The sequence below is a fragment of the Telluribacter humicola genome (assembly GCF_017355935.1).
Lineage (GTDB): Bacteria > Bacteroidota > Bacteroidia > Cytophagales > Spirosomataceae > Telluribacter > Telluribacter humicola.
Map to the genome: position 1 here is coordinate 60,242 of NZ_JAFIQT010000006.1, position 22,281 is coordinate 82,522.

At 47.0% G+C, this 22,281-nt stretch carries 21 protein-coding genes; 12 read left to right on the forward strand and 9 right to left on the reverse strand.

From position 1 onward, the window contains the following. Positions 1 to 301 precede the first annotated feature (301 nt). Complete coding sequence (locus JUB14_RS21240) at positions 302 to 1,576, forward strand: lactonase family protein (RefSeq protein WP_207508843.1); 1,275 nt, start codon at positions 302 to 304, stop codon at positions 1,574 to 1,576. Between the two features lie 301 nt (positions 1,577 to 1,877). Continuing rightward, a complete protein-coding gene (locus JUB14_RS21245) occupies positions 1,878 to 3,506 on the forward strand; it encodes an ABC-F family ATP-binding cassette domain-containing protein (RefSeq protein WP_207508844.1) in 1,629 nt (542 codons plus the stop codon). Between the two features lie 53 nt (positions 3,507 to 3,559). Here JUB14_RS21245 and JUB14_RS21250 read toward each other — a convergent pair whose 3' ends face one another. The 3 genes from JUB14_RS21250 to JUB14_RS21260 form a co-directional block, all read right to left on the reverse strand. Then, the gene (locus JUB14_RS21250; RefSeq protein WP_207508845.1) at positions 3,560 to 4,924 is read right to left on the reverse strand and encodes a T9SS type B sorting domain-containing protein; all 1,365 of its coding nucleotides are present in this window, start codon (positions 4,922 to 4,924) and stop codon (positions 3,560 to 3,562) included. A gap of 203 nt (positions 4,925 to 5,127) precedes the next feature. Then, complete coding sequence (locus JUB14_RS21255; protein ID WP_207508846.1) at positions 5,128 to 5,757, reverse strand: gluconate 2-dehydrogenase subunit 3 family protein; 630 nt, start codon at positions 5,755 to 5,757, stop codon at positions 5,128 to 5,130. A gap of 37 nt (positions 5,758 to 5,794) precedes the next feature. Then, positions 5,795 to 7,537: a GMC family oxidoreductase gene (locus JUB14_RS21260; protein ID WP_207508847.1), complete on the reverse strand. Its 1,743-nt coding sequence runs from the start codon at positions 7,535 to 7,537 to the stop codon at positions 5,795 to 5,797. Positions 7,538 to 7,941: 404 nt separating this feature from the next. Here JUB14_RS21260 and JUB14_RS21265 point away from each other — a divergent pair, with 404 nt between their 5' ends. Together JUB14_RS21265 and JUB14_RS21270 are read left to right on the forward strand one after the other, a co-directional pair. Further along, on the forward strand, positions 7,942 to 8,214 hold the full coding sequence (locus JUB14_RS21265) for a hypothetical protein (RefSeq protein WP_207508848.1): 273 nt from the start codon (positions 7,942 to 7,944) through the stop codon (positions 8,212 to 8,214). Positions 8,215 to 8,433: 219 nt separating this feature from the next. Further along, positions 8,434 to 9,390, forward strand: a complete 957-nt coding sequence (locus JUB14_RS21270) for an L-threonylcarbamoyladenylate synthase (protein ID WP_207508849.1) — start codon at positions 8,434 to 8,436, stop codon at positions 9,388 to 9,390. 27 nt (positions 9,391 to 9,417) lie between these two features. Here the strand turns inward: JUB14_RS21270 and JUB14_RS21275 are convergent, their stop codons facing one another. Beyond that, on the reverse strand, positions 9,418 to 10,845 hold the full coding sequence (locus JUB14_RS21275; protein WP_207508850.1) for an ATP-dependent DNA helicase: 1,428 nt from the start codon (positions 10,843 to 10,845) through the stop codon (positions 9,418 to 9,420). A 145-nt stretch (positions 10,846 to 10,990) separates the two neighbouring features. On the opposite strand from JUB14_RS21275, the gene JUB14_RS21280 reads away from it, so the two are divergent. From JUB14_RS21280 to coaD, 4 genes are all read left to right on the forward strand, one after another. Next, positions 10,991 to 11,431, forward strand: a complete 441-nt coding sequence (locus JUB14_RS21280; protein WP_207508851.1) for a CBS domain-containing protein — start codon at positions 10,991 to 10,993, stop codon at positions 11,429 to 11,431. Between the two features lie 61 nt (positions 11,432 to 11,492). After that, positions 11,493 to 11,990, forward strand: coding sequence for an NUDIX domain-containing protein (locus tag JUB14_RS21285; RefSeq protein ID WP_207508852.1), 498 nt, complete (start codon positions 11,493 to 11,495; stop codon positions 11,988 to 11,990). Between the two features lie 20 nt (positions 11,991 to 12,010). After that, a complete protein-coding gene (locus tag JUB14_RS21290; protein WP_207508853.1) occupies positions 12,011 to 12,916 on the forward strand; it encodes a DUF3822 family protein in 906 nt (301 codons plus the stop codon). Positions 12,917 to 12,933: 17 nt separating this feature from the next. After that, entirely contained in the window at positions 12,934 to 13,404 is a 471-nt protein-coding gene (gene coaD, locus JUB14_RS21295) for a pantetheine-phosphate adenylyltransferase (RefSeq protein ID WP_207508854.1), read from the forward strand. Here coaD and JUB14_RS21300 read toward each other — a convergent pair. The 3 genes from JUB14_RS21300 to JUB14_RS21310 form a co-directional block, all read right to left on the reverse strand. After that, on the reverse strand, positions 13,394 to 13,804 hold the full coding sequence (locus tag JUB14_RS21300; RefSeq protein WP_229368099.1) for a DUF983 domain-containing protein: 411 nt from the start codon (positions 13,802 to 13,804) through the stop codon (positions 13,394 to 13,396). The genes coaD and JUB14_RS21300 overlap by 11 nt on opposite strands. Before the next feature lie 55 nt (positions 13,805 to 13,859). Further along, complete coding sequence (gene trxA, locus JUB14_RS21305) at positions 13,860 to 14,162, reverse strand: thioredoxin (RefSeq protein WP_207508855.1); 303 nt, start codon at positions 14,160 to 14,162, stop codon at positions 13,860 to 13,862. A 90-nt stretch (positions 14,163 to 14,252) separates the two neighbouring features. Beyond that, positions 14,253 to 14,945: an NUDIX hydrolase gene (locus JUB14_RS21310; protein ID WP_207508856.1), complete on the reverse strand. Its 693-nt coding sequence runs from the start codon at positions 14,943 to 14,945 to the stop codon at positions 14,253 to 14,255. 99 nt (positions 14,946 to 15,044) lie between these two features. Between JUB14_RS21310 and JUB14_RS21315 the strand changes: the two genes are divergently transcribed. After that, on the forward strand, positions 15,045 to 16,349 hold the full coding sequence (locus JUB14_RS21315) for a hemolysin family protein (protein ID WP_207508857.1): 1,305 nt from the start codon (positions 15,045 to 15,047) through the stop codon (positions 16,347 to 16,349). Beyond that, on the forward strand, positions 16,349 to 17,002 hold the full coding sequence (pyrE, locus tag JUB14_RS21320) for an orotate phosphoribosyltransferase (RefSeq protein ID WP_207508858.1): 654 nt from the start codon (positions 16,349 to 16,351) through the stop codon (positions 17,000 to 17,002). The genes JUB14_RS21315 and pyrE overlap by 1 nt, the downstream gene beginning before the upstream one ends. 86 nt (positions 17,003 to 17,088) lie before the next feature. On the opposite strand, the gene JUB14_RS21325 is transcribed toward pyrE, so the two are convergent. Further along, complete coding sequence (locus JUB14_RS21325) at positions 17,089 to 18,111, reverse strand: aldo/keto reductase (protein WP_207508859.1); 1,023 nt, start codon at positions 18,109 to 18,111, stop codon at positions 17,089 to 17,091. A gap of 165 nt (positions 18,112 to 18,276) precedes the next feature. Here JUB14_RS21325 and ppk1 point away from each other — a divergent pair, with 165 nt between their 5' ends. Together ppk1 and JUB14_RS21335 are read left to right on the forward strand one after the other, a co-directional pair. Next, complete coding sequence (gene ppk1 / locus JUB14_RS21330) at positions 18,277 to 20,418, forward strand: polyphosphate kinase 1 (protein ID WP_207508860.1); 2,142 nt, start codon at positions 18,277 to 18,279, stop codon at positions 20,416 to 20,418. Between the two features lie 18 nt (positions 20,419 to 20,436). Next, complete coding sequence (locus tag JUB14_RS21335) at positions 20,437 to 21,174, forward strand: SOS response-associated peptidase (protein ID WP_207508861.1); 738 nt, start codon at positions 20,437 to 20,439, stop codon at positions 21,172 to 21,174. 77 nt (positions 21,175 to 21,251) lie between these two features. Here JUB14_RS21335 and JUB14_RS21340 read toward each other — a convergent pair whose 3' ends face one another. Continuing rightward, a complete protein-coding gene (locus JUB14_RS21340; RefSeq protein WP_207508862.1) occupies positions 21,252 to 22,178 on the reverse strand; it encodes an ROK family protein in 927 nt (308 codons plus the stop codon). Between the last annotated feature and the right edge of the window lie 103 nt (positions 22,179 to 22,281).

Consider the following 22,281-nt stretch of genomic DNA (forward strand, 5'->3'; position numbering starts at 1 on the left):
AATGACTACAATTTTACCAGGCGATCTGGCTTACAGGACCTGCGTATCCGGATAGATTAGTTATTTGATTTCCAGTTAAATTATGTCCACTGAATATTTGGATGAATTAAGTTAAAGTGGTTACAAATTATAGAAAGTGGGACATTAAATAGGAGTATTTATTGGCTTTTAGCAGTTTTTTTTATTAAATTGCAGTAATGACAGCCTTGTAGTCGCGGTTTTTTCGGCTACAAGGTTTATTTTGAGTGGCTATTATAGCAGTAATACCTTACACAATTTAAACTAAACCATTCCTGATTGTATGAAAAAAATTGCAATGCTAGCAGGTCTTGTGGCGATGGGAGCCGTCCCTGCTGCTGCTCAGACTTCGCCTATTACTTTTAATGCCCGAGGCATGGTGGCCGTATCCGATGCAGATATGGCAGCGTCGGCTTTTATTGATGGTAAACTTCTTCGGGAAAATGCGGTAAAAGATAAGCTTACTTCAATTAAGTTTCCTTTACAAAGAGGAGGTAAGACTTTTGAAAGCATCATTGTTTCTAATTCAGCACTGACCTATAGCAAAAGTATCGCCGTACCCAAAACGGGTGGTCTGGCCTATGTACTGGATGCACGGGTGAGCCCTGCTGATGATGTAGCTGAATACAAAGACGCTATGAAAGAGTTTCCGGAAGGACAAAAACTTACGGTAGTAGATATCGTCAATCCGGCTGCTCCTAAGACGAAGTTTGCTTTTGCAGTAGGTAAAAACCCTACCGCTATAGATATCAACAAAAATGAGCTGATGGTAGCCACCAGTGAGGCCGGTAAAGAGCTGGTATTCCTGGAAGTAAACGATGACGGAAAGCCAACTCGTCTGGCTCACCTGCCTGCTCAGCTTGACAGTACCCGCATCATTGACCTGTCGTTCCACCCCAACGGAAACTACCTGGCAGTGACCCTGGATCAGACTAAAGAAGTAGGTCTGTACCGGATCGTACGCGACGCAGGCAAACTGAAAAATATTGAAATGGTTGGTAAACCTTTCAAAGCTGGTGATAATCCTGCGACCGGTAAGTTTTCTGCCGATGGAAAGTACTACTTTGTGTTGGATACTAAAGGCGCCGTTGGAAAAGCTACTGGTGAAGGTGAACTGATGGTTATTCAGTTCTCACTGGATGGTTCAGCCGAGCATAAGGTAGTGAGCAAAACACCAGTAGGTCTTAACCCTGGCGCATTTGCCGTTAATCCTGAAGGTACCATGATCGTAACGGCTAATGTGGGTAAGAGCGCACAACCCTGGACAGAAGCCAATGCAGGTGGTGGTAGCTCATTGACTCTGCTAAAAGTAGGTGCTGACGGAGCTATGACTAAAGTAGCAGACTATCCGGTAGAAGGTATTATGCCACAGAGCATTGCTTTTGACAAAGATGGATCAAATCTGGCGGTAGCTATTTACGAATACCTTGACTTTGGTAACCGTACCGGTGGTATCGAGTTCTGGAGCGTAAACAAGGGTGATTCGCCAACACTCACCAAACAGCCAGGAAAAATTAGCGTTGAGCGTGGATGCCACACAATCCGTGTTATTCCCTGATCTAGCTAACATACCTTAAAAGCAAACGGGCCGATGGACTATCCATCGGCCCGTTTGCTTTTAAGGTAGCTACAACTCCATATGTGGTAGTCCTATATAGGTACATAATCTCTCAGTTTTGGAGTATGAAGTTTGCGCCTGATACTGAACCTTCTTTCGCTGAAAATTGCTATTTATAGGGGTAACCAAAGACCTAATTGTATCATCTTCTTAAAGAAAGGTTTAGGATAGGCAAAGTCTTATTTTTTACTCTACTTTTTAGTAAATTTGCACTTTCATACATTAAAAAATACAACTATACATGATCACGGTTCAGAACGTATCGCTGCGATACGGCAAACGGGTGCTTTTTGATGAAGTAAATATAAAGTTCGTCCCCGGTAACTGCTATGGTGTTATCGGAGCCAATGGGGCAGGTAAGTCAACCTTTTTGAAAATATTATCAGGCGAGATCGAAGCTCAAACGGGTACAATAAGTATGAATCCCGGCGAGCGTCTAGCCGTATTGAAGCAGGACCAGTTCGGGTACGATGAGTATACCGTTATGGATACTGTAATACTAGGTCATGAGAAGCTGTACCGCATCATGAAGGAGCGCGAGGCTATCTATGCTAAAGAGGACTTCACTGATGCAGATGGTGAGCGTGCTGCGGAGCTGGAAGCTGAATTTGCGGATGTAAACGGCTGGGATGCCGAGAGCGAAGCGGCTCAGCTGCTAAGCGGTCTGGGGCTCACCGAAGATCTTCACTACACGATTATGGGTGACCTCAATGCCAATGATAAAGTAAAGGTACTATTGGCACAGGCACTGTTCGGTAATCCGGATGTACTACTCCTGGATGAACCTACCAACAACCTGGACATCGAGACAGTAATTTGGTTAGAAAACTTTCTGGCTGATTTTAGAAATACCGTAATCGTGGTTTCACACGACCGTCACTTCCTCGATCAGGTTTGTACGCACATCGTCGATATAGATTTCAGTAAGGTACAGATGTACACTGGTAACTACACCTTCTGGTATGAGTCGAGCCAGCTGGCTCTGAAACAGCGCCAGGATGCCAATAAGAAGGCCGAGGATAAGCGTAAAGAACTGGAAGAGTTTATCCGTCGATTCAGCGCTAACGCCTCTAAGTCCAAGCAGGCTACTTCGCGTCAGAAGCTGTTGGAAAAAATCTCGGTGGATGATATCAAGCCTTCTTCGCGTAAGTACCCTTACGTGGCGTTTAAACCTGAGCGTGAAGTAGGGGATCAGATACTCCGTGTAGAAGGTCTATCAAAGACGGCCGAAGACGGAACGGTTCTGTTCAGAAATCTGAGCTTTACCGTTAACAAGGGTGATAAGATTGCTTTCACCGGCCGTAACATGGTGGCGATAAGTACCTTTTTTGATATCCTTATGGGTGAGCAGAAAGCTGACTCTGGTTCATTTCACTGGGGTGTGACAGTAACCAATGCTTATTTCCCTAAGGATCCGACGGAGTTTTTCCAGACTGATCTCAATCTGGTAGACTGGCTGCGTCAGTACTCTACCGAAAAGGACGAGAGCTTTATCCGTGGCTTCCTGGGACGTATGTTGTTTTCGGGTGAAGAATCGCTGAAGAAGTCAACGGTACTTTCGGGAGGTGAAAAGGTACGCTGTATGCTGTCACGCATGATGCTATCGGGCGCCAACGTGCTGGTAATGGATGATCCAACCAACCACCTCGACCTGGAGTCAATCACAGCGCTTAACAATGGTCTGATTGATTTCTCAGGCAATGTACTATTCTATTCGCATGACCACCATTTTATTCAGACAGTAGCCAACCGCATTATTGAGATCGGACCTAAAGGTATGCTGGATAAGCTAATGACCTACGATGAGTACCTGCAGGACGATTACATCAAAGAGCAACGTCAGTCGTTGCATAAGGGTGTACCTGCCTGATACTAGCAGAGTATATATCCAAAGCAAACGGGGACCTACTAAGGTCCCCGTTTTTATTTTAGAAGTAGTATAGTGCCGGTTTTCTGGTAGTCTTTACCCCTGGCATCCTTATACCGGATCAGGTACGTGTAGTGTCCGGGGGGGAGAGGCGTTCCTTTACTACTTCCGTCCCAGACCATAGCCGGATTGGTGGTATGATATAGTACACTTCCCCACTGGTTGAATATCGATAGTCTAAAATCAGCGGGTAGTTCACCTTTAATCTCGAAGTAGTCATTGATCCCATCATTATTCGGGCTAAAAGCCTCGGGAATATATAAGGGAGAGGAAGTACTACAGAAGGTAAGGGGAGTTTTGCGGCAATGGATAGGAGATGTACTTACAGTGGAAGCCGTAGTGATGCGTAACTGATAACAGTGCTCTGTGTTACAGCTTAGTTCAGCATCATTCAGCTGATTAGATGTTCCCAGGGCAGAAATATCTTTCCAGCTCTTCCCATCTTTCCAAAGCTCTATCTTCATTGTAGGTCCGGCTTGCTCTGTATGCCAGGCAAGTCCATTTCCTTCCGGCTGATCAGTAAGTGTCAAGGTGGCTGTACATGCCACTTCTGATTGATACAAGCCCGCCAGGCACGCATCCGAGGTTTCCAGACGAAAGCACGCGGACTGAGACGAATATTGAGGCACAGTTACCCGACCTGTTGCCTCCTGAGTCCGCAGTCCAGTGGGCTCAAATGTACCATCCTGGGCCTGTTTCATAACCAGGAGTTCCAGGGCCAGTGGATTCTCCGTAACAAGCTCTACCTGATTAGAAGGGGTAGATGTTAGTTCGCGGATTTGGGGCTTGGCGGAAGGTGGTTCGGGTTTGTATTCTATAAAAGCAGTACTTCCTTTACAGGTACCTAGCCTTTGTACTCCCCACACGGCTATGGTATGAGGTGTTGTGTTATCTAAGTAGCCATGATTGGTAGCTCTGAGATGTACTGGTACTTCTGAAATAGTACCATCTCCCCAGTCCACCCAGTAGGTATGGTAGCTGGAGGGTTGTTTGGCATCAAAAGTCACCTTTATGGTACCATCCTGACAGGTGATCAACTTTACCTTCGGGGGGAGCGTATCATTAACTACTACTCTGGAGCAGCCGATCAATTTGACACCCTCTTTTTCCGATAGTTGTACAAGGGTATAAGTACCCGGTTTGGTATAGGTATGAATAGAATCAGTTTTCAGGCTATCAGGGTGCAAAGGGCCACCGAGGTAGTTAAAGATTGTCCGGATGTTGGTTGCTCCATCCAGGGTAGGCCGGGCTTTGATGGTACGAGGCAGGCATTCTTCAATATCTATAACAGCCGTAGTACCCGTACCATAGCTATACAGGTCGGGAATCGAAGTAGGGCACTGGGCCACACAAAAAGACATTCCTAAACAAAGTGCAGACCATGTATAACCAGCTATTGCGAGTAATCGTAATAGAATCCACTTTATATCTATTTGTAACCTTGCCGTCACTGCTACCTACACCAGGAAAAGTTTTTGTGCAAATAAACAATGAAAGTATACAAAAAAAGCGGAGAATGTAAATTCTCCGCTTTGAATAGGATATAAGGTAAGAGTAATTATCACTAATAGCTAACACCGTACTGCTTCAGAACATCAGCCGGTACACCTTCCCATTGATTAGGAGTGTTGCCCATGTAGCCAATGTCCTTGATGCCTATCTGGCTGGTATAGAAGCCAGTGGCCGTAAAGTTGCGCATGATATTAAAAAAGGCAACTCCCTGGCTCATCTCCGGCTTTGCTTTTTCGGGATAGGCGATGTCATCTACCAGTTCAATCTGCTGGGCCTTGGTAACAGCCGTAAAGGGCTTATTGAAGCGCTTGCGCGACTCGACATCCAGCCACCGAAGACCACCACGGAAAGGTGTCTGCCATTGCGGCTGGTCTTTCATCATGAACTCGATAAAAGCAGGTACGCCGGCCTGGGTAGCACTACCTGACTTACTATCTGCCGGGATGATGATATCTGCCAGTACAGTAATGGTAGCCAGTTCCTGAGGGGTAAAAAACTTCTCCTTCATGAGTTTGGCGTCACGAATAGCTTCTTCCTTTAAACGGCCACCAGGTATTTTTATGGGATCATCAGCGAGTGCGGTTTCCAGCGCTCTTTGCTCGGCCAGTGTCTCCTGAGGGTTAAGTCCTACCACTCCCAGTGAGCTAATGGTAAGGGCTTTTAATGAATCTCTGCGTTTCATTTTTTATATGATTTAGAATAGCTCAACCAAAGTGATATTACAAGTTCTTCTGTTTTACCTGATCTATGATGTAGTCAGAAGCACGCATCGATAGAGCCAGGATTGTCCAGGTTGGGTTTTTGTCGGCCTGTGATACGAACGATCCACCGTCCACTACGAACACGTTCTTGGCGTCGTGAGCCTGCGAGAACTTGTTGAGAGCTGAAGACTTGGGATCGTTACCCATACGCGAAGTACCTACTTCGTGAATGATTCGTCCCGGAGCGGCCAGACCATAGTTGCTTTCAGGACCCGGTTTGTTGCCTGATAGTATGCCACCCATTGCAGTAAGGATTTCTTCAAACGTATCCTGCATGTGCTTAGCCTGCTTTATTTCGTAGTCAGACCACTTATAGTTGAAGCGCAGGACCGGGATACCATACTTGTCTACTACATTAGGATCAATCTCACAGTAGTTGTCGGGAGAGGCAACGGCTTCACCACGACCTGACATACCTACGTAGGCACCATAGAAACGACGATAGTCTTCTTTCAGTGAAGCACCATATCCTCCGGCTTCCTTCTTACGGCCATCCGAGGTTGGGTACTTACCATTCATGCCTTCAATGCCCCAGCCAAATCCGTAGCTAGGCATACCCATACCACCCCAGTACTCGATGTGGTAACCACGTGGGAAGTCCAGTTTTTTGTTGTCAAGCCACCAGGGCGAGTATACGTGGGCTCCACCTACACCATCTTCGTTGTACCGTTTGCGATCCATGAGGCTAGGCATAAAGGCACTGCGGGAGGCACCGGTTGAGTCGTGCAGGTACTTTCCAACTACTCCACTTGAGTTAGCCAGACCATTCTGGTGATACGCCGACTTCGAGTTGAGGAGCAGACGCGCCGACTCACCGGCACTAGCCGCCAGAATAACGATTTTGGCTTTAACAGTATGTTCTGTTAGTTTTTCTTTATCAACGTACGATACACCCGTAGCCTGTCCGGTAGACGGATCGGTAAGTACTTCTCTCGCCATGGCATTGGTAAAGAGAGTAACATTTCCTGTCTTAAGAGCAGGTATTACCAGTACCGACGAAGCTGAAAAGTCAGCGTAGGCCTGGCAACCGCGGCTACACTGGCTACAGTAGAAGCACTGTCCACGCTCGTTGTTAATGGCTTTGGTCAGAATAGAAAGACGCGAAGGAATAACCGGTACATTTACCTTCTGAGCGGCGTTCTTAATGAATAGCTCGTGCAGACGAGGCTTTGGAGGGGGCAGGAACAAGCCATCCGGCTCATTGTGTATATTCTCTACCGAACCGAATACCCCAACCAGCTTATCTACCCGGTCGTAATATGGTTTTACATCGTCATAAGTAATAGGCCAGTCTTCTCCTAAGCCATCGATACTTTTACGACGGAAGTCATCCGGGCCAAACCGGAGGGAAATACGTCCCCAGTGGTTGGTGCGGCCACCAAGCATACGTGAGCGGAACCAGTCAAACTGGGTACCATTCTTACGAGTATATGGTTCTCCTTCAATTTCCCAGCCACCCCAGGCAGCGTCGAAATCGCCAAAAGGACGGGTCGTGCTGGCGCCACGGCGAGGTGATTCCCATGGCCATTTTAGCTGTGTGATGTACTTAGGATCGGCGGGGTCAAAGTATCCGCCAGCCTCTAGTAAGGCAACTTTTGCACCTGCTTTTGAGAGCTGATAAGCGGCCATACCACCTCCGGCACCGGAGCCAATGATGCACACATCAAAAACAGCTGGCTGTTCTTTTATCTGAAAACTCATAAATGATGGTTTATGTAAATAGGGTTTGACTTTGAGCAATAAATATAAGTTACCTGAGAGGTATATCTACTATTGTAGTAGTCGTATTTTAAAAAATATTAATAATTGAGGTGCAGCTTATGCAGAATGCTGTTACAGCTTACCAGGACCTACTTTATCATTAGTAATGATATAACGCTGTACAGGCTGGATGTACATACAATGAAGGCATTTATTACTTATAAAATATGTGCCTGAAATACATTGAGGAGTTATATCCATAGCATGGGTAAAGAAATACGCTTTTTAAATTACAAAAAAATGTTATTACAGTACAAAAAATAGTGAGGAATAGGTTTTGTAGACACCATTGCGGGATTATGAAACTCCCTTGTACTTATTCTTAAACAAAACCTTTATTAACAATGGCAACTAACCAGAACAGCGGAAACCGTGGAGATAAAAGCGGTCAGCAGAACCAGTCAGGACAAAAGTCAGGCCAACAAAATCAGGGCGGACGTCAGGGTTCACAAGCCGATCAAAGTCAACGCGGTGGTAGCCAGCAGGGATCAAAAGATCGCGGCATGGACGAGGAAAAAAGAAATCGTGACATGATGGAAGATGATGATAAGCAGCAAAGAAGTGGCTCCCAGGGAAAAGATAAAGGAACAACTACTTCAGATCGAAACTCATATTAGCTTAACGCTTTTATATAGTTGATTAACCCAAAAGCGCTCAATGAACAGTTATCTGTGCATTGAGCGCTTTTGGTAGTATATATCTACCACTAACGAGCTGAATATCGAACATACATAACTTTACATCTTCTACTAGCCGACATCTGATAGCAGTAAATGGTGTATATACTATGAGTAGCGCTTTTTCGTACCTTTGTGGTCCAAAAAGTACTGACTACCTTGGCTATCACTGGAATAGATACTGAATTAGCAAAATCCTACCTGGAGAGGGGACAACTAGTCGCCATCCCAACCGAAACCGTGTACGGACTTGCCGGCAATGCGCTGGACCAGCAGGCGGTACTATCGATATTTGAGGTAAAGAACCGTCCCTCTTTTGATCCGCTTATAGTTCATATTGATTCCTTTGAGAAGCTGGAAGGTGTCGTAGCAGATATGCAGGAGCAGGCCCGGCTACTGGCCGAAGCATTCTGGCCCGGTCCTCTGACGCTACTGCTACCTAAGAATCCGGATATACCTGACCTGGTTACCTCTGGACTAGATACGGTAGCTGTTCGCGTTCCTAATCATCCACTTACCTTAGCGCTACTTGGGAGTCTGGATTTCCCATTGGCGGCTCCCAGTGCCAATCCATTCGGCTATATAAGTCCTACCCAGGCAAAGCACGTCGAAACACAGCTCGGTGATAAAATCCCTTACATCCTGGATGGAGGCGAAGCCGGAGTCGGTATTGAGTCAACAATTATAGGTTTTCCCGAAGGTATGCCGTTGGTATATCGATTAGGCGGGTTAGCTATCGAGGAAATAGAGAAAGTAATAGGCCCGGTGCAGTACCTGCCACACTCTACCTCTAATCCGCAGGCACCGGGTATGCTCAAAAGCCACTACGCACCCCGTAAGCCCTTTCAGTTGCAGGAGAAAGTAGATCAGGCGACATTAAGCTCTGACGCGCCTACGGGCTATTTGCTTTTTGACAAGTACCTGGATGAAGTACCCATTGAATACCAGCGGGTGTTATCACCGGAAGGCAACCTGTTGCAGGCAGCCCATAACTTGTTTTCGTACCTGCGCGAACTGGATGCCATGGACGTGCAGGAGATCAGGGCGGAGATGGTACCTGATACCGGACTTGGCAGAGCCATCAATGACCGCCTTCGCAGAGCCGCTGCTCACTAGGAGGTACTACAATTAATTCACTGCTTCCTACTTGAAGAAGTGGGGGTGGAAGTTCATCAGGAATACTTCGTCAATAGAGCGGGTGATGGCTGTGTACAACCAGCGGATAAACTCATTGTTGACCTGCTCTTCGGGTAAGTACCCCTGGTCTATAAATACCGCGCTCCACTGTCCACCTTGTGACTTATGGCAGGTAAGGGCATAAGCAAACTTCACCTGTAGGGCATTCAGGTAGGGGTCCTTCTTAAGGGCTTCAGTACGATCCTTTTTTGATTTGATATAAAAGTACTCCTCCATTACACTCTCGTACAACTGACGGTTTTCGTCATTAGTAAGCGAAGGAGTCGCTGAATGGAGAGTATTCAGGATAATCTTGGCGTCAAAAGAGGGCTGATCTTCATAATCGGTAAGGCGAAGCGTCGCATCCGCAAACCGGAATCCGTGTATCTCTTCAATCTTTTTTATCTTTAGCAGCTCCACAAAATCACCATTGGCAATGAATCCCGCCGGAGAGTCCTCGTCCAGCACTGAGTAGTTGTTCCTGACGATCATCAGCCGGTCACCCGCATCCAACTCTTCTTCGCTGAAATTGATCGTACGCCGGATGTACTGATTGTACTGCACTGCTGCTTTATTGGAACGGGTAATAATAATGGTATTTTCTGTGCCATACTTATTATAGGCGTAGCGCAGTCCCTCTTCCAGCCTATCACCCGTCATCTTGTAGATATCCCGGTAGGTCCTGGTTGTAATATTGATATCCGGTTTCTGTAGGCGTAGCTGGTCACGTAAGCCCGTGGCATTGTGCAGAATCCCCGACTGCTCATCCTGACGCATGACCTCGGTCAGCTCCTCCTGCATCACTGACATGTAGAAGTTTTTTTCGAGGTACTCCCTGTCCAGAGCAGGGCTAAGGTCTTTTCCGACAGGTGGGAGCTGGGCCATATCACCCACAAACATCATCTTATTGCCGGGATTCTCGTAGACGTACTCGATCAGGTCGGCCAGCAGGCTACGGCTTCCAAAGTCAGCGTCGTCGCTGATCATGGAAGCTTCATCTATAATGAACAGGGTGTACTCATGGTAATTCTTCTGCCGCTCAAAGACGAAGTTACCCGAGTAGGAGTCGGAAGTCTGCTTGTAGATCTTCTTATGGATAGTGAGGGCCGGCTTCTTCGAGTAGTTCGACATTACCTTTGCCGCCCGCCCGGTTGGGGCCAGCAATACTGCCTTATAGCCAAACTTCTTGACTGCCTTGATCAGGGTACTTATTATGGTGGTTTTACCGGTACCGGCGTATCCTTTCAGGATGAAGCAATCACGGTATCTTTCCAGGCCATCTTCTTCCAGAAGAAAGCCATCCATCTTCTCAAACAGCCTTACCTGACTATCAGTGGGCTTAAACGGAAATTTTTTTACAAGATATTGTGAGGGTGTTACTTCTTCGGCTTTCATAACTACGAATCTACTCTAATAGAGTATAAAAAAAAAGATGTAAAAATAGTTCTGCCTATACTTGCAACGGGGGCTGGACTTTTTCAAATCTATCTGATATATTAGATTCGTCGATTGCCCCCAATCCTAAACCTCATCATTACTTATGCTCGTACACCAGATCCTCTCTCAGAAGAGAAACGCTACCATTTGGTCGGTCACACCCGACACCACCGTGTATGCGGCTCTTGAACTCATGGCTGAAAAAAATATTGGTGCGGTACTGGTACTCCAGGAGAGCAGGCTAGCCGGTATCTTCTCGGAGCGGGACTACGCCCGGAAGGGGATTCTGAAAGGTAGGGCCTCCCAGCATACCCTTATCAGTGATGTCATGACTGGTGAAGTCATAACCGTTGAGACTGAGCAACGAATAGAGGAATGTATGCAGATCATGTCAGACCGGCACATCCGGCACCTGCCCGTTACTTTTAAGAGTGAACTGGTTGGTATTATATCTATTAATGATATAGTAACGGCTATCATCACCGAACAGCGGCACCAGATTCACTCCCTCGAAAACTACATATCGGGCGGTACTTACCAGTAAAAATACATGGGGTATCCTACTGAATCTTATTCGTTGGGTTATATTTGCACTCCAAAAACGAATGACATCATTGGACCCAGCAAGACAGGAAGTTTTCAGGCTGTACGGGAATCGCCTCCGTACGAGAGTCTGTGGTATATGCATTATTGATGACCGGCTGTTGATGGTCAGGCATAAAGGTATCGGACCTACCGATACTTTCTGGTGTCCGCCCGGTGGAGGTATTCAGTTCGGTGAGAATGCGTTGGATGCACTCAGAAGGGAGTTTCTGGAAGAGACAGGGCTGGTCATTGAACCCGGTGAGTTACTTTTTGTTAATGAGTTTATGCAGCCTCCATTGCATGCCATGGAGCTGTTCTTTACGACCCGGATCGTATCCGGTGATGTAAAGCTGGGAATAGATCCGGAGATGACAGATGGTAACCAGATCATCTATGAGGTTAAACTCATGACGATGGAGGAAATTAAGTCATTTCCTCAGAAGGAGGTACACCATATGTTTACGTATTGCAACGCACTGGATGATATATTTCATCTGAAAGGATATTTAGAACATTAATACTTAATTATACACCCCCGTTGGCACTAATCGAAACCATAGCTAAGGAGATACAGCCCACCGTCAAGGTGGCTGACGAGTCGTTTGGAGTAAAGGATACGCAGCTTTGTTCGTTAAGTATCGAGATTGACGAGTTGAGGTTCCGCTTCTGTGCGGTTCAGGAAGATAACAGGCAATGTCGGTGGCTGGAAGATTATGCATCGGATACCTTTCTCAACCAGGGCGAACTTCTTGAAAAACTCAAGCAGATCTCGGCCGAGCATGCCTTCCTGAATTCGGATAGCTGGAAAAGCATCAGCGTTACAGTCAATACCAATGCCTTTACCCTGGTACCTGCTCCGCTCTTCAGAAAGGAATATGCGGCTGAGTACCTGCATCTGGTATTGGGCAAAAATGTACAACCCGAGGACCGGGTTATGCACCACTACCTAGCCCAGATTGATGCTTACAATGTATTCACGATACCGTCGGACTGGGCCGAGTGGTTAATGGGGCTGTACCCCTTTCAGACAATCGAGTTTTGTCACCTGACCAGCCCCCTGATTACGGGCGCTCTGGCCAGCCACAAAGAGTACAACGAACCCCGTATCCTGTCGGCCTGCTTTGAAGAAGAGTACGTGACGCTGCTATTCACCGAGAGTGGCAAACTTATATTCTGCAACCGGTTCAGGTACAACAATGCGCAGGAGCTGACATACCTTATACTCTTTACCCTGAACCAGATCAATTACCAGCCGGAGAATGTAAAAATGTATCTGTACGGTGAAATAACGCCCTACGCAGATACCTTTACCGAACTGGCGCGTTTTATACCTCACCTGCATTTCGGACAGAACCCCGGAGCCCTGGACTATACTGCTAATTTTGAAGATATACCCGGTCACCGTTACTTTGGGTTGTTGAATACCTGTCTGATGCCCCGCTAACTGTTGTTCTTTATTCCATGAAGAAAATTGCTTTGTTCCCCGGATCCTTTGATCCTTTCACCAAAGGCCATGAAGACATTGTCCTGCGCGGATTGAATTTGTTTGACGAGGTAGTGATTGGGATAGGGAAAAACGCCAGTAAGAAGCGCTACTTCCCGCTGGAGATGATGAAAGAGCTTATAGAGGAGACCTTTTCAAACCAGGAAAATGTCAAAGTAATCGCCTATGAGGATCTGACCGCTCGAATAGCCCGGGAGGTAGGAGCTAAGTTCCTGCTGAGAGGATTAAGAAATACGACCGACTTTGAATATGAGAATGGTATCTCGCAGGTCAACCGATATGTATATGAGGAAATTGAAACCGTTTTTCTGATTACTTCTCCGCAGCTGGCTCCCATCAGCTCGAGTATTATCAGGGATTTGCATCGATACGGGCAGAACGTGGATGACTTTCTGCCTTACAACTTACCCAAACCAACTATAGCCTAACTACATCAGGTTTATTGTTCCGGGCCTTCTGCCGGTTGTACCGTACGAATATATTGATCCAGATCAGGCGTGCGGTACGAAAAGATACCGGCAGTAAAAAAACGAACGCTGGTAGAAGTACGTAAAGAACCCGAAGTTCGTCAAAGCCAAGTAGCACTACAAACAGCACAAAGGTAACTACGGTCAGGGCCGTAGATAAAGCATAGCTGATGTACATGGAGCCGATGTAAAAGCCGGGCTCCCTTGTAAAGTTCTCGTTGCAGTGCTGGCAGCGGTCATGGAGCTTATCAAAGTTCCGGAGGTCGTACGGGTTGTGAGTCTGGAAGAAATCGCCTTCGTGACACCGGGGACACTTGTTAGCCAGGATGCTATAGATCTTGGTTCCTTTGAGCAGTGGCATTGTAAATTACAGAGAGAGGAAAGGTAGTACGGAAAAAATGTAAATGAGGTAGCTATCAGGATGTAGCTACCTTTTGTATGACCTGGTTAAGCTGCCTGGCATCCATATAGCCTGACTGTCTCCACTTGATCTGTCCCTTCTGGAATATCATCAGGGTAGGTACTCCCTGAATACGATACTGAGCCGCCGCTTTGGGATTCTTATCTACGTCGACTTTGAGGATACGGATTTTGTCTCCCCACTGCTTCTGAAGATTCTCCAGTACGGGCTTCATCATCTTACAGGGACCGCACCATTCCGCAAAAAAATCAACCAGAACAGGCTGATCGGATTCTATAATTTCTTTGAAGTTTGACATATCTGTTGTAGTTTATATTTATCTATCTCTTTATTTATAACAACAGATAGCTCCCTTTTGTGCACCTCCAGCCCTAAAAATGGAGTACTACTACAGGCGTTCCGTAACGTTTTGCATTTTCATCAGACATTCCACGACGTATCGGATCGAGCTATATGAGTTGACTAGTACCGACTGAGACTCACGCGGCGACAGCCATTCCAGCTTTTCAATATCTTCTTCGGCCTGTGGTACCATCTTCGCATCGTCGGTGCAGTCAAGCAGGTACCACTTGGTACGCTTCAGGATACGACTGTTGTTGAAGGTATACGTATGCCAGGTAGTACAGATCCGGTCACGCAGTACGGCCTTTACTCCGGTTTCCTCTTCTATTTCCCGAATAGCAGCATCCCGTGATTTTTCGCCTTTGTCCAGCTTACCTTTAGGTAGGTCCCACTTTTTGCGGCGGTACATGAGCAACCACTTGTCTTTCTTTACGACTACTCCACCCGCAGCCTTTATTACTTTAAACAGTCCCTTAATCTTTTCGACTACACCTGCTTTGTCGCGGGTAGCCATCGTGATGGATAAAAGCTCATCCGGCGGCGCGGTCTGTAGTATCTCGATGATCTGCAAGGCTACTGTACTGGTCGTGTTGAGCAATAGTACGTGTCCGGTCAGGTACACAGAGCGTAGTTTAGTAAGACGAATATCAATGATATGGTCAAAATGGGAAGTATCCGACTGGTTAAGTTCGTTGGTACGAACAATAGTCACCGGGCGGTCATCAAAAAATATAATCATGTATGAAGCAGGGGTTGCGGTTGACAAAATTAAGTAAAGAGTTTATCTTAGACAGTAAGTATTATTGATAAATTTGCACCGACATCAATCCATGATTACTTGGAACTAATTATCATATTCATATTGGTGCTCCTCAACGGCGTTTTTTCGATGTCGGAGATTGCACTGGTATCTTCCCGAAAGTCCCGCCTTGAGGCTTACCTGCGCAATGGGAACAAGAAAGCCAAAGCAGCTCTGGACTTAGCCAATTCCCCTAACCGGTTCCTTTCCACTGTTCAGATAGGTATAACACTGATCGGTATCCTGACCGGTGTTTACAGTGGTGATAAACTTACTTCCGACCTGGAGGCTTCTCTGGCATCAGTTCCCTTATTACGTCCATATAGTCACCCGATGGCCGTGACACTGGTGGTACTACTGATTACGTACCTGTCGCTGGTACTGGGCGAACTGGTACCTAAGCGGATCGGAATGGCCAAGCCGGAGATCATAGCCATGAGCCTGGCCAAGCCCATGAATATTCTCTCTAAGATAACTATGCCGTTCATCGCTCTGCTGAGCTTTTCAAACGACCTGATCATCCGGATCCTGAATATTAAGCCCAGCGAGAACTCGGTGACCGAGGAAGAAATCAAGAGCCTGATCCAGGAAGGTACCACCGGAGGTGTATTTGAAGAAATTGAACAGGAGATTGTACATAACGTGTTTCAGCTGGGTGATCGCCGAGTAACCTCGCTGATGACCAACCGGCAGGAGATCGTGTGGCTCGATATCGAGGACAGTGTAGAAGTCAATAAAGCCAAGGTCTATGAAACCAAGCATGCGATTTACCTTTTGTGTCGCGAAACCGTAGATGATGTATTGGGACTAATCTACATTAAAGATCTTATCGGTGATAATATTGACGAAAATCTGGCCAATCTGAATGCTATTAAGCGGGAAGCCCTGTTTTTGCCCGAAAATAACCGAGCGTATCAGGCTCTGGAGCGGTTCAAGGACCAGCGTGTCTATTTTGGTGTTATCGTTGATGAATACGGCGGGGTGCAGGGCGTAGTGACTATGTATGATATTATGGATGTGCTTGTAGGGGATTTATCCGAAGCCGATGAGTTTGAAGCTGAAATCATCCAGCGTGAAGATGGCAGTTACCTGATCGACGCACAACTCGCTTTTGATGACTTCCTGCACTACTTTGATATTACCCTGCCGGAAGCCGAGCGTAAGGAGCTGGTTGGATTTAATACATTAGGGGGCTTTGTATTACATGTGCTGGAAGATATTCCAGTAACGGGGGAGAAGTTCCGTTGGAAACAGTTTGGCTTCGAGGTGATTGATATGGACAAAAGCCGTATTGATAAGCTATTAATAACAGTATATAAAGACGTAGATACCCGCGAAAAGTAATGAGCGAAACCCAAGAAACCGTGGCCCGGAAAGTAGCCGAAATGCTTCTGGATGCTAAAGCTATCAAACTTAGCCCTGATCAACCTTTTCAGTGGAGTTCCGGCTGGATGTCACCTATCTATTGTGATAATCGTGTGGCCCTGTCGTACCCCGACATTCGTACCTATATCAAGGAGGCACTGGCCGATCTGGTACGTAACAACTACCCCGAGGCGGAGGCCATAGCCGGCGTAGCTACGGCCGGTATAGCACAGGGAGCCCTGGTAGCTGATCTGCTGGATCTGCCCTTTGCTTATGTGCGCCCTGAGCCCAAGAAGCACGGTATGGGTAATCAGATAGAAGGCCGCCTGGAGAAAGGACAAAAAGTAGTACTGATGGAAGACCTGATCTCGACGGGAGGTAGCTCGCTGAAAGTAGTGGATGCCCTGCATCAGGCGGGAGTAGAGGTAGTAGGCATGATCGCCATCTTTACCTATGGATTTGATACGGCAGTTGCTAATTTTAAAGATAAAGGCGTTTCGTATAGTGTACTCAGTACGTACAACTACCTCATTGAAGCGGCTCTGGATAAGAAGTATATTACTGAAGACCAACTACTCAACCTCACTGACTGGCGGAAAGCGCCGGATACCTGGGGACGGATAGCTGGTTAAAGTACCGCTACGAGTTTGTTAGCCTATAAGCGATAAAGGCCTGAGCGTGATGCTCAGGTCTTTATCGCTTTATAATGTAGTCGATGTTACTTTCGGTGGTTGTCCAGGCTGAAGTACATACTACCAAAGGCATTTTCTTTGACCCCATCGGAGCTGAGGAAGTCATGCGGAAAGCCCATCTCAATCTTACTGATATCATTAAGTTTCTGCATATGCTCATCCGGTATCTGGAACGACAGACAACCCAGGGAGTCATTGAGTTGGGTAGTAGTACGGGCTCCGATGATAGGAACCATAACCTGATCGCGCTGACGAGTCCAGTTGATAGCTACCTGAGCCGGTGTTACGCCCAGTTCGGTGGCTATATCTACAACCGCCTGAGCAATAGCCATACTTTGATCTCTCCTGCGTGCGCTGCCTTCAGTAATCCGGCCGGTTTCACCTTTCAGGTACTTGCCGGTCAATACTCCACCCCCAATAGCTCCCCAGGGCGTCACGGCCAGATCCAATGCTTTGGCCATGGGTAACAGATCACGCTCAGGAGTACGCTGGATCAGTGAGTACTCTATCTGTAGGGCTACAAAGGGAGACCATCCGCGGAAGTCGGCAATAGTGTTGGCTTGTGCTACGACCCAGGCCGGTGTATCTGAGATACCAATGTAATGTACCAGTCCCTGACTTACCAGGTCATCCAGGGCGCGCATAACTTCCTCAACGGGCGTGGTAAAGTCCCACATATGCAACCACAGAAGATCCAGATAAGGTGTTTTAAGCCGTTTGAGGCTTTCCTGTACCGAACGGACCAGGTTTTTGCGATGGTTGCCCGCAAAGTTGAGGTCGTTGTTTCGGTCTTTGAGGGTGTACTTGGTAGCTAGTACCCAATGGTCGCGATCCGCTTCAATAAAATCACCCAGGAATCGCTCCGAAGTACCTCCGGTGTAGAAGTTAGCAGTGTCAATAAAGTTACCTCCGGCATTACCGAATGCTTCAAACATTCGGAGGCTTTCCTCCTGGTCGGCACCCCAGCCCCATTCAGTACCGAAGGTCATCGTTCCCAGGCAAAGTTCCGACACTTTCAATCCGGAACGGCCAAGTAGCTTATATCTCATAAGAAGTTAAAGTAGTAGTAGTAGTAAAAGAAGATTTCTCCACAGTTAACAGATCAACCCCGGAAGTAGTTTGTTAATTTTATTTTCAAACGGTAAGTTAAGTTGTCATAGACGCCAAATGTGGTTATATTGGATGAAATTTCCGTTAAAGTTTTGGCCTAACCCATGATTGACGTATCTCATCCATACTTTGATAATAATCTTAGCTGGCTTTCCTATAATTATCGGCTACTGCTCGAAGCCAAGGACGAAACTGTACCAGCCCGGGAACGTCTACGCTTTCTGGCCATTTATTCCCATCATATAGATGAATTTTTCCGGGTTCGCATCCCCTCTTTACTCGCTATGCGTGAGGTGAGTGCCGATATACTCGAGAAACTGAATCTATATCCGGAGCCCCTCCTCGAGCATATCAATGAGACCGTCGAAAATCAGCTAAGTGAGTTTGGAGATATACTGGCGTCCATGGTAGTGCCGGATCTGAGGCAGAATGGGGTACACCTGTATTTCAAGGAGAACTTTACTCCCGAGCATCAGGAGTACGTCCGAAAGTACTTTGTTGACAAGGTATACAGGTATATCCAACCGGTATTTCTTAATGGCCGCCGGAGTTCAAAGATCACAATTTTTGAGCCTAATCACCTATACTATGTACTCAGGTTGGTAAGACGAAGCGAACCTAATGAAGTCTGGTTTGCCTACGTCAATATTCCCACCAAGCAATTGGGACGCTTTGTTGAATTGCCTGATCAGGATGGCGCCAAGCAAGTGGCGTTTCTGGATGATATAGTACGCTTCAATCTGCCGGATCTGTTTCCGGGATATGAAATTCTTGACTGCTTTGCCGTCAGGACAGAGCGTGATACCGAGCTTTCCTTTGAAGATGATTATCCGCCGGCCATTGCTCAGAAGATTGCCAAGCAGCTGGAGAAGCGTAATTTCATACAGCCTCATCAGTTCTTTTATGAGATGGGAATGCCCCTCGAAATGAAGGAGTACCTATCTACCCGGGTGGGTATACTGATGTCAGAATTTCACGAGCGGGGCAGGTACCTGTACTACCAGGATCTGGCTACATTCCCGACTATATTCAAGAAGCTTGATTATCCGGTTCAGAAGCCTGTCAATCACGTAGAGCTGCGGAGAGGTGAATCAGTATTCGAAACGCTTCAGCGTAACGATCAGATGCTGCATTTGCCGTACCACTCGTACGATCCGGTTGTCAGGTTTTTCAGCGAGGCGGCAGTTGACCCTTACGTACGTGAGATTTTTGTTTCGCTTTATAAGATCAGCGCCAACTCCTTCATCGTTAACTCACTGATCAGTGCGGCCCGGAACGGTAAGCGGGTAGTGACCTTTGTGGAATTGAATGCCAAATTTGATATTCAGGAGAGTTTGCGGTGGGCCCGCAAAATGAAGGAGGCCGGGGTGAAGATTATTTTCAGTATGCCCGGACTCAAAGTACATGCTAAAATAGCACTGGTAAAGCGTAAGGTCAAGAAAGGGTGGGAGCGCTATGCGTACCTGGGTACCGGCGGCTTTTACCGACTGACTTCGCGCGAATTTGTAGATCATGCGCTCCTGACGAGTCACCGTGATATTACCAATGAGCTGGAGCTGCTGTTTGGCTATCTCAGCACCCGCGAAGAACCAAAAAAATACAAGTACCTGCCCTTTAACTACCTGCAGGTTTCGCAGTTCAATGCTATAAAGAAGCTCGTAGAGTTAATAGATCGCGAGATAACGAACAGCAAAGCCGGGTTAAAAGCGGCTATCACCATAAAGCTGAACCAGCTGCAGGATCAGATGCTGATCGGAAAACTGTACCAGGCGGGTAGGGCAGGTGTTGAGGTAAATATCATCGTCAGCGATTGTTGTTGCCTGATCCCTGAGCTACCAACGATCAGTGATAATATCACTGTTATGCGGCTGGTGGATCGGTATCTAGAGAATACCCGTATCCTGCATTTTTTCAACCGGGGCAAAGATGAAATATACCTTTCGTCGGGTGACTGGACCTACCGTAACCTGCACCGTAGAATCGATGTAACGTATCCTATTCTAGATGAATACCTGAAATCACAGATCAGGCAGGTACTCAAAAACTACCTGACTGATAATCAGAAAGCAGTGCGGCTGGATACCTATCAGCACAACGTACTGCTATCAACTGAGGCATCCGGTACCAAGGTAAGGGCTCAGGATGCTAACTATCGCCTGACCGAGCGTCTGGAACACCGTACACCAAGCCTTTTTCCTGAGGTAAGTCCCGGTAAGGTAGTGGTTACTGTTCCGGAGAATGTTTAGTGACTAAACAATAGGGCTATGTGTTATCACAATTCCTTAGTTTCCACACCCGATGAACTGGCTAAAAGATACAAGGCAGAGGTAGCTGCTGTGCCAGATTACCAACCTACTTATCATACCAGTGGTTTTGATTTTAGAAAGTGGCCTATCCTGACCTCGGAACGGCCGGATCAGTTTCAGTACCTGCAGTGGGGCCTATTGCCGCACTGGGTCAAAGATGCTTCCAAAGCACGCCAGCTGCAAAGTAGTACCCTGAACGCCAGGTGCGAGTCTATCCACGAAAAGCCGGCTTACCGGGAGTCGTATCGGAGAGCTAGGCGTTGCCTTATTCCTTCCACCGGTTTTTTTGAATGGCAGAAGGTAGGGAAGAAGAAGTACCCTTACTACGTATCACTGACTACTACAAAGATCTTTTCGATGGCCGGGCTGTGGGATGAGTGGCCAGATAAGGAAACGGGGGAGATAATACAGACCTATACCATGATTACTATTCCGGCCAATCCGCTCATGGCTCGTATCCATAATACCAAAGTGCGAATGCCCGCCATACTTACCCCAGAAAACGAGAGGAGGTGGCTAAGTCAGGATACCCGGGAAGAAGAGCTTAAAGAGATCTTACAGCCTATTTCGGACACTGTCATGCAAGCTTACACTGTTAGCCCGCTGGTAACATCCCATTCTGACGATAGTAATACAAAGGCAGTTATAGAGTCTTACTCATACCCGGAGCTTACCCAGCAGCAGTCGTTATTCTAGGCTGAAAATATCTATACATGCAAAAGGGCAGGAAACTAATACGCTTTCCTGCCCTTTTTTATAAGGTTAACAGTGTTCTACTTGAAAGTAAGCATGGCTGCACCGAATACACCGGCTGAGTCACCCAGCTTAGGCCGCAGGATGGGTGTTTCGAAGCTATGGTTAAAGACATACTTTTCGGCGCGCTTAGGTCCCTCTGTATAGAGGAGGTCAATATTGCCTACACCACCGCCCAGTACGATTGCATCGGGGTCCAGAATATTCACAATTACAGTGATAGCCTGACCAAATCCTTCAAGTAGGCGGTCTATCGTCGCTGTAGCGTGCGGATCGTTACCTTCGTGGTATCTTTCCACGATCTGAGGGAGTTTGAGCGCAGTACCGCTTCTTTCCTGGTAGAATCGCTGTAAGGCAGGACCGGACAATACCTGCTCTACGCAGCCCTGCTTGCCACAGTAGCAGTCGTAACCGCCCGGCTCCAGTACATTATGGCCCCACTCGCCGCCAATCCCCTGCATACCGTTCAGCACAAATGGCTGCCCGTCATTTCCACGGAGTACTATACCCCCTCCAACGCCGGTGCCCATAATCACACCGAACACTGATCTAAAGTTGGGAGCCACATCTTTAACCCCACCCATTAAAGCCTCGGCCAGAGCGAAGCAATTGGCGTCGTTGGCAATGGAAATAGGCATACCCAACTTGGTTTCAAGATCCCTATGCATGGGCATACCGTTGAGTGAAGTAGTATTACAGCCCTTCATAGTCTGACGGGCCGGATCTACCGTACCGGGTGTACCAATACCAAGTACATCGGGCTTGGAGCCGGTTTCGGCCTTCATAATATCAACTAATGTAGCGATACGGCCAATAATATGCTCATAGCCTTTATATGACTCAGTGTCAATGCGGTGTCGGAATATAACCGCATCGGGCGATGGACTTGATAATATAACCCCTTCTACTTTGGTACCTCCCAAGTCAATTCCCCAGTAAGTTTGCATATGTGTAGTAGTTCAGAAAAGAAAATGAAATCAGTCAGTCATAAACCATAGCCCGGTAGGGCTGGTTCTTGCATATAAACTTACGAATCATACCCAAAACACA

Bases quoted from the DNA above. Each gene is read 5' to 3' on its own strand.
- JUB14_RS21265 (WP_207508848.1), top strand. From the start codon at position 7,942: ATGGCAACTAACCAGAACAGCGGAAACCGTGGAGATAAAAGCGGTCAG.
- JUB14_RS21240 (WP_207508843.1), top strand. From the start codon at position 302: ATGAAAAAAATTGCAATGCTAGCAGGTCTTGTGGCGATGGGAGCCGTC.
- JUB14_RS21250 (WP_207508845.1), bottom strand. From the start codon at position 4,924: ATGTCTTTTTGTGTGGCCCAGTGCCCTACTTCGATTCCCGACCTGTAT.
- JUB14_RS21335 (WP_207508861.1), top strand. From the start codon at position 20,437: ATGTGTTATCACAATTCCTTAGTTTCCACACCCGATGAACTGGCTAAA.
- JUB14_RS21325 (WP_207508859.1), bottom strand. From the start codon at position 18,111: ATGAGATATAAGCTACTTGGCCGTTCCGGATTGAAAGTGTCGGAACTT.
- JUB14_RS21255 (WP_207508846.1), bottom strand. From the start codon at position 5,757: ATGAAACGCAGAGATTCATTAAAAGCCCTTACCATTAGCTCACTGGGA.
- JUB14_RS21285 (WP_207508852.1), top strand. From the start codon at position 11,493: ATGACATCATTGGACCCAGCAAGACAGGAAGTTTTCAGGCTGTACGGG.
- JUB14_RS21275 (WP_207508850.1), bottom strand. From the start codon at position 10,845: ATGAAAGCCGAAGAAGTAACACCCTCACAATATCTTGTAAAAAAATTT.
- JUB14_RS21280 (WP_207508851.1), top strand. From the start codon at position 10,991: ATGCTCGTACACCAGATCCTCTCTCAGAAGAGAAACGCTACCATTTGG.
- JUB14_RS21310 (WP_207508856.1), bottom strand. From the start codon at position 14,945: ATGATTATATTTTTTGATGACCGCCCGGTGACTATTGTTCGTACCAAC.
- coaD (WP_207508854.1), top strand. From the start codon at position 12,934: ATGAAGAAAATTGCTTTGTTCCCCGGATCCTTTGATCCTTTCACCAAA.
- JUB14_RS21245 (WP_207508844.1), top strand. From the start codon at position 1,878: ATGATCACGGTTCAGAACGTATCGCTGCGATACGGCAAACGGGTGCTT.
- trxA (WP_207508855.1), bottom strand. From the start codon at position 14,162: ATGTCAAACTTCAAAGAAATTATAGAATCCGATCAGCCTGTTCTGGTT.
- JUB14_RS21340 (WP_207508862.1), bottom strand. From the start codon at position 22,178: ATGCAAACTTACTGGGGAATTGACTTGGGAGGTACCAAAGTAGAAGGG.
- JUB14_RS21260 (WP_207508847.1), bottom strand. From the start codon at position 7,537: ATGAGTTTTCAGATAAAAGAACAGCCAGCTGTTTTTGATGTGTGCATC.
- JUB14_RS21300 (WP_229368099.1), bottom strand. From the start codon at position 13,804: ATGCCACTGCTCAAAGGAACCAAGATCTATAGCATCCTGGCTAACAAG.
- pyrE (WP_207508858.1), top strand. From the start codon at position 16,349: ATGAGCGAAACCCAAGAAACCGTGGCCCGGAAAGTAGCCGAAATGCTT.
- ppk1 (WP_207508860.1), top strand. From the start codon at position 18,277: ATGATTGACGTATCTCATCCATACTTTGATAATAATCTTAGCTGGCTT.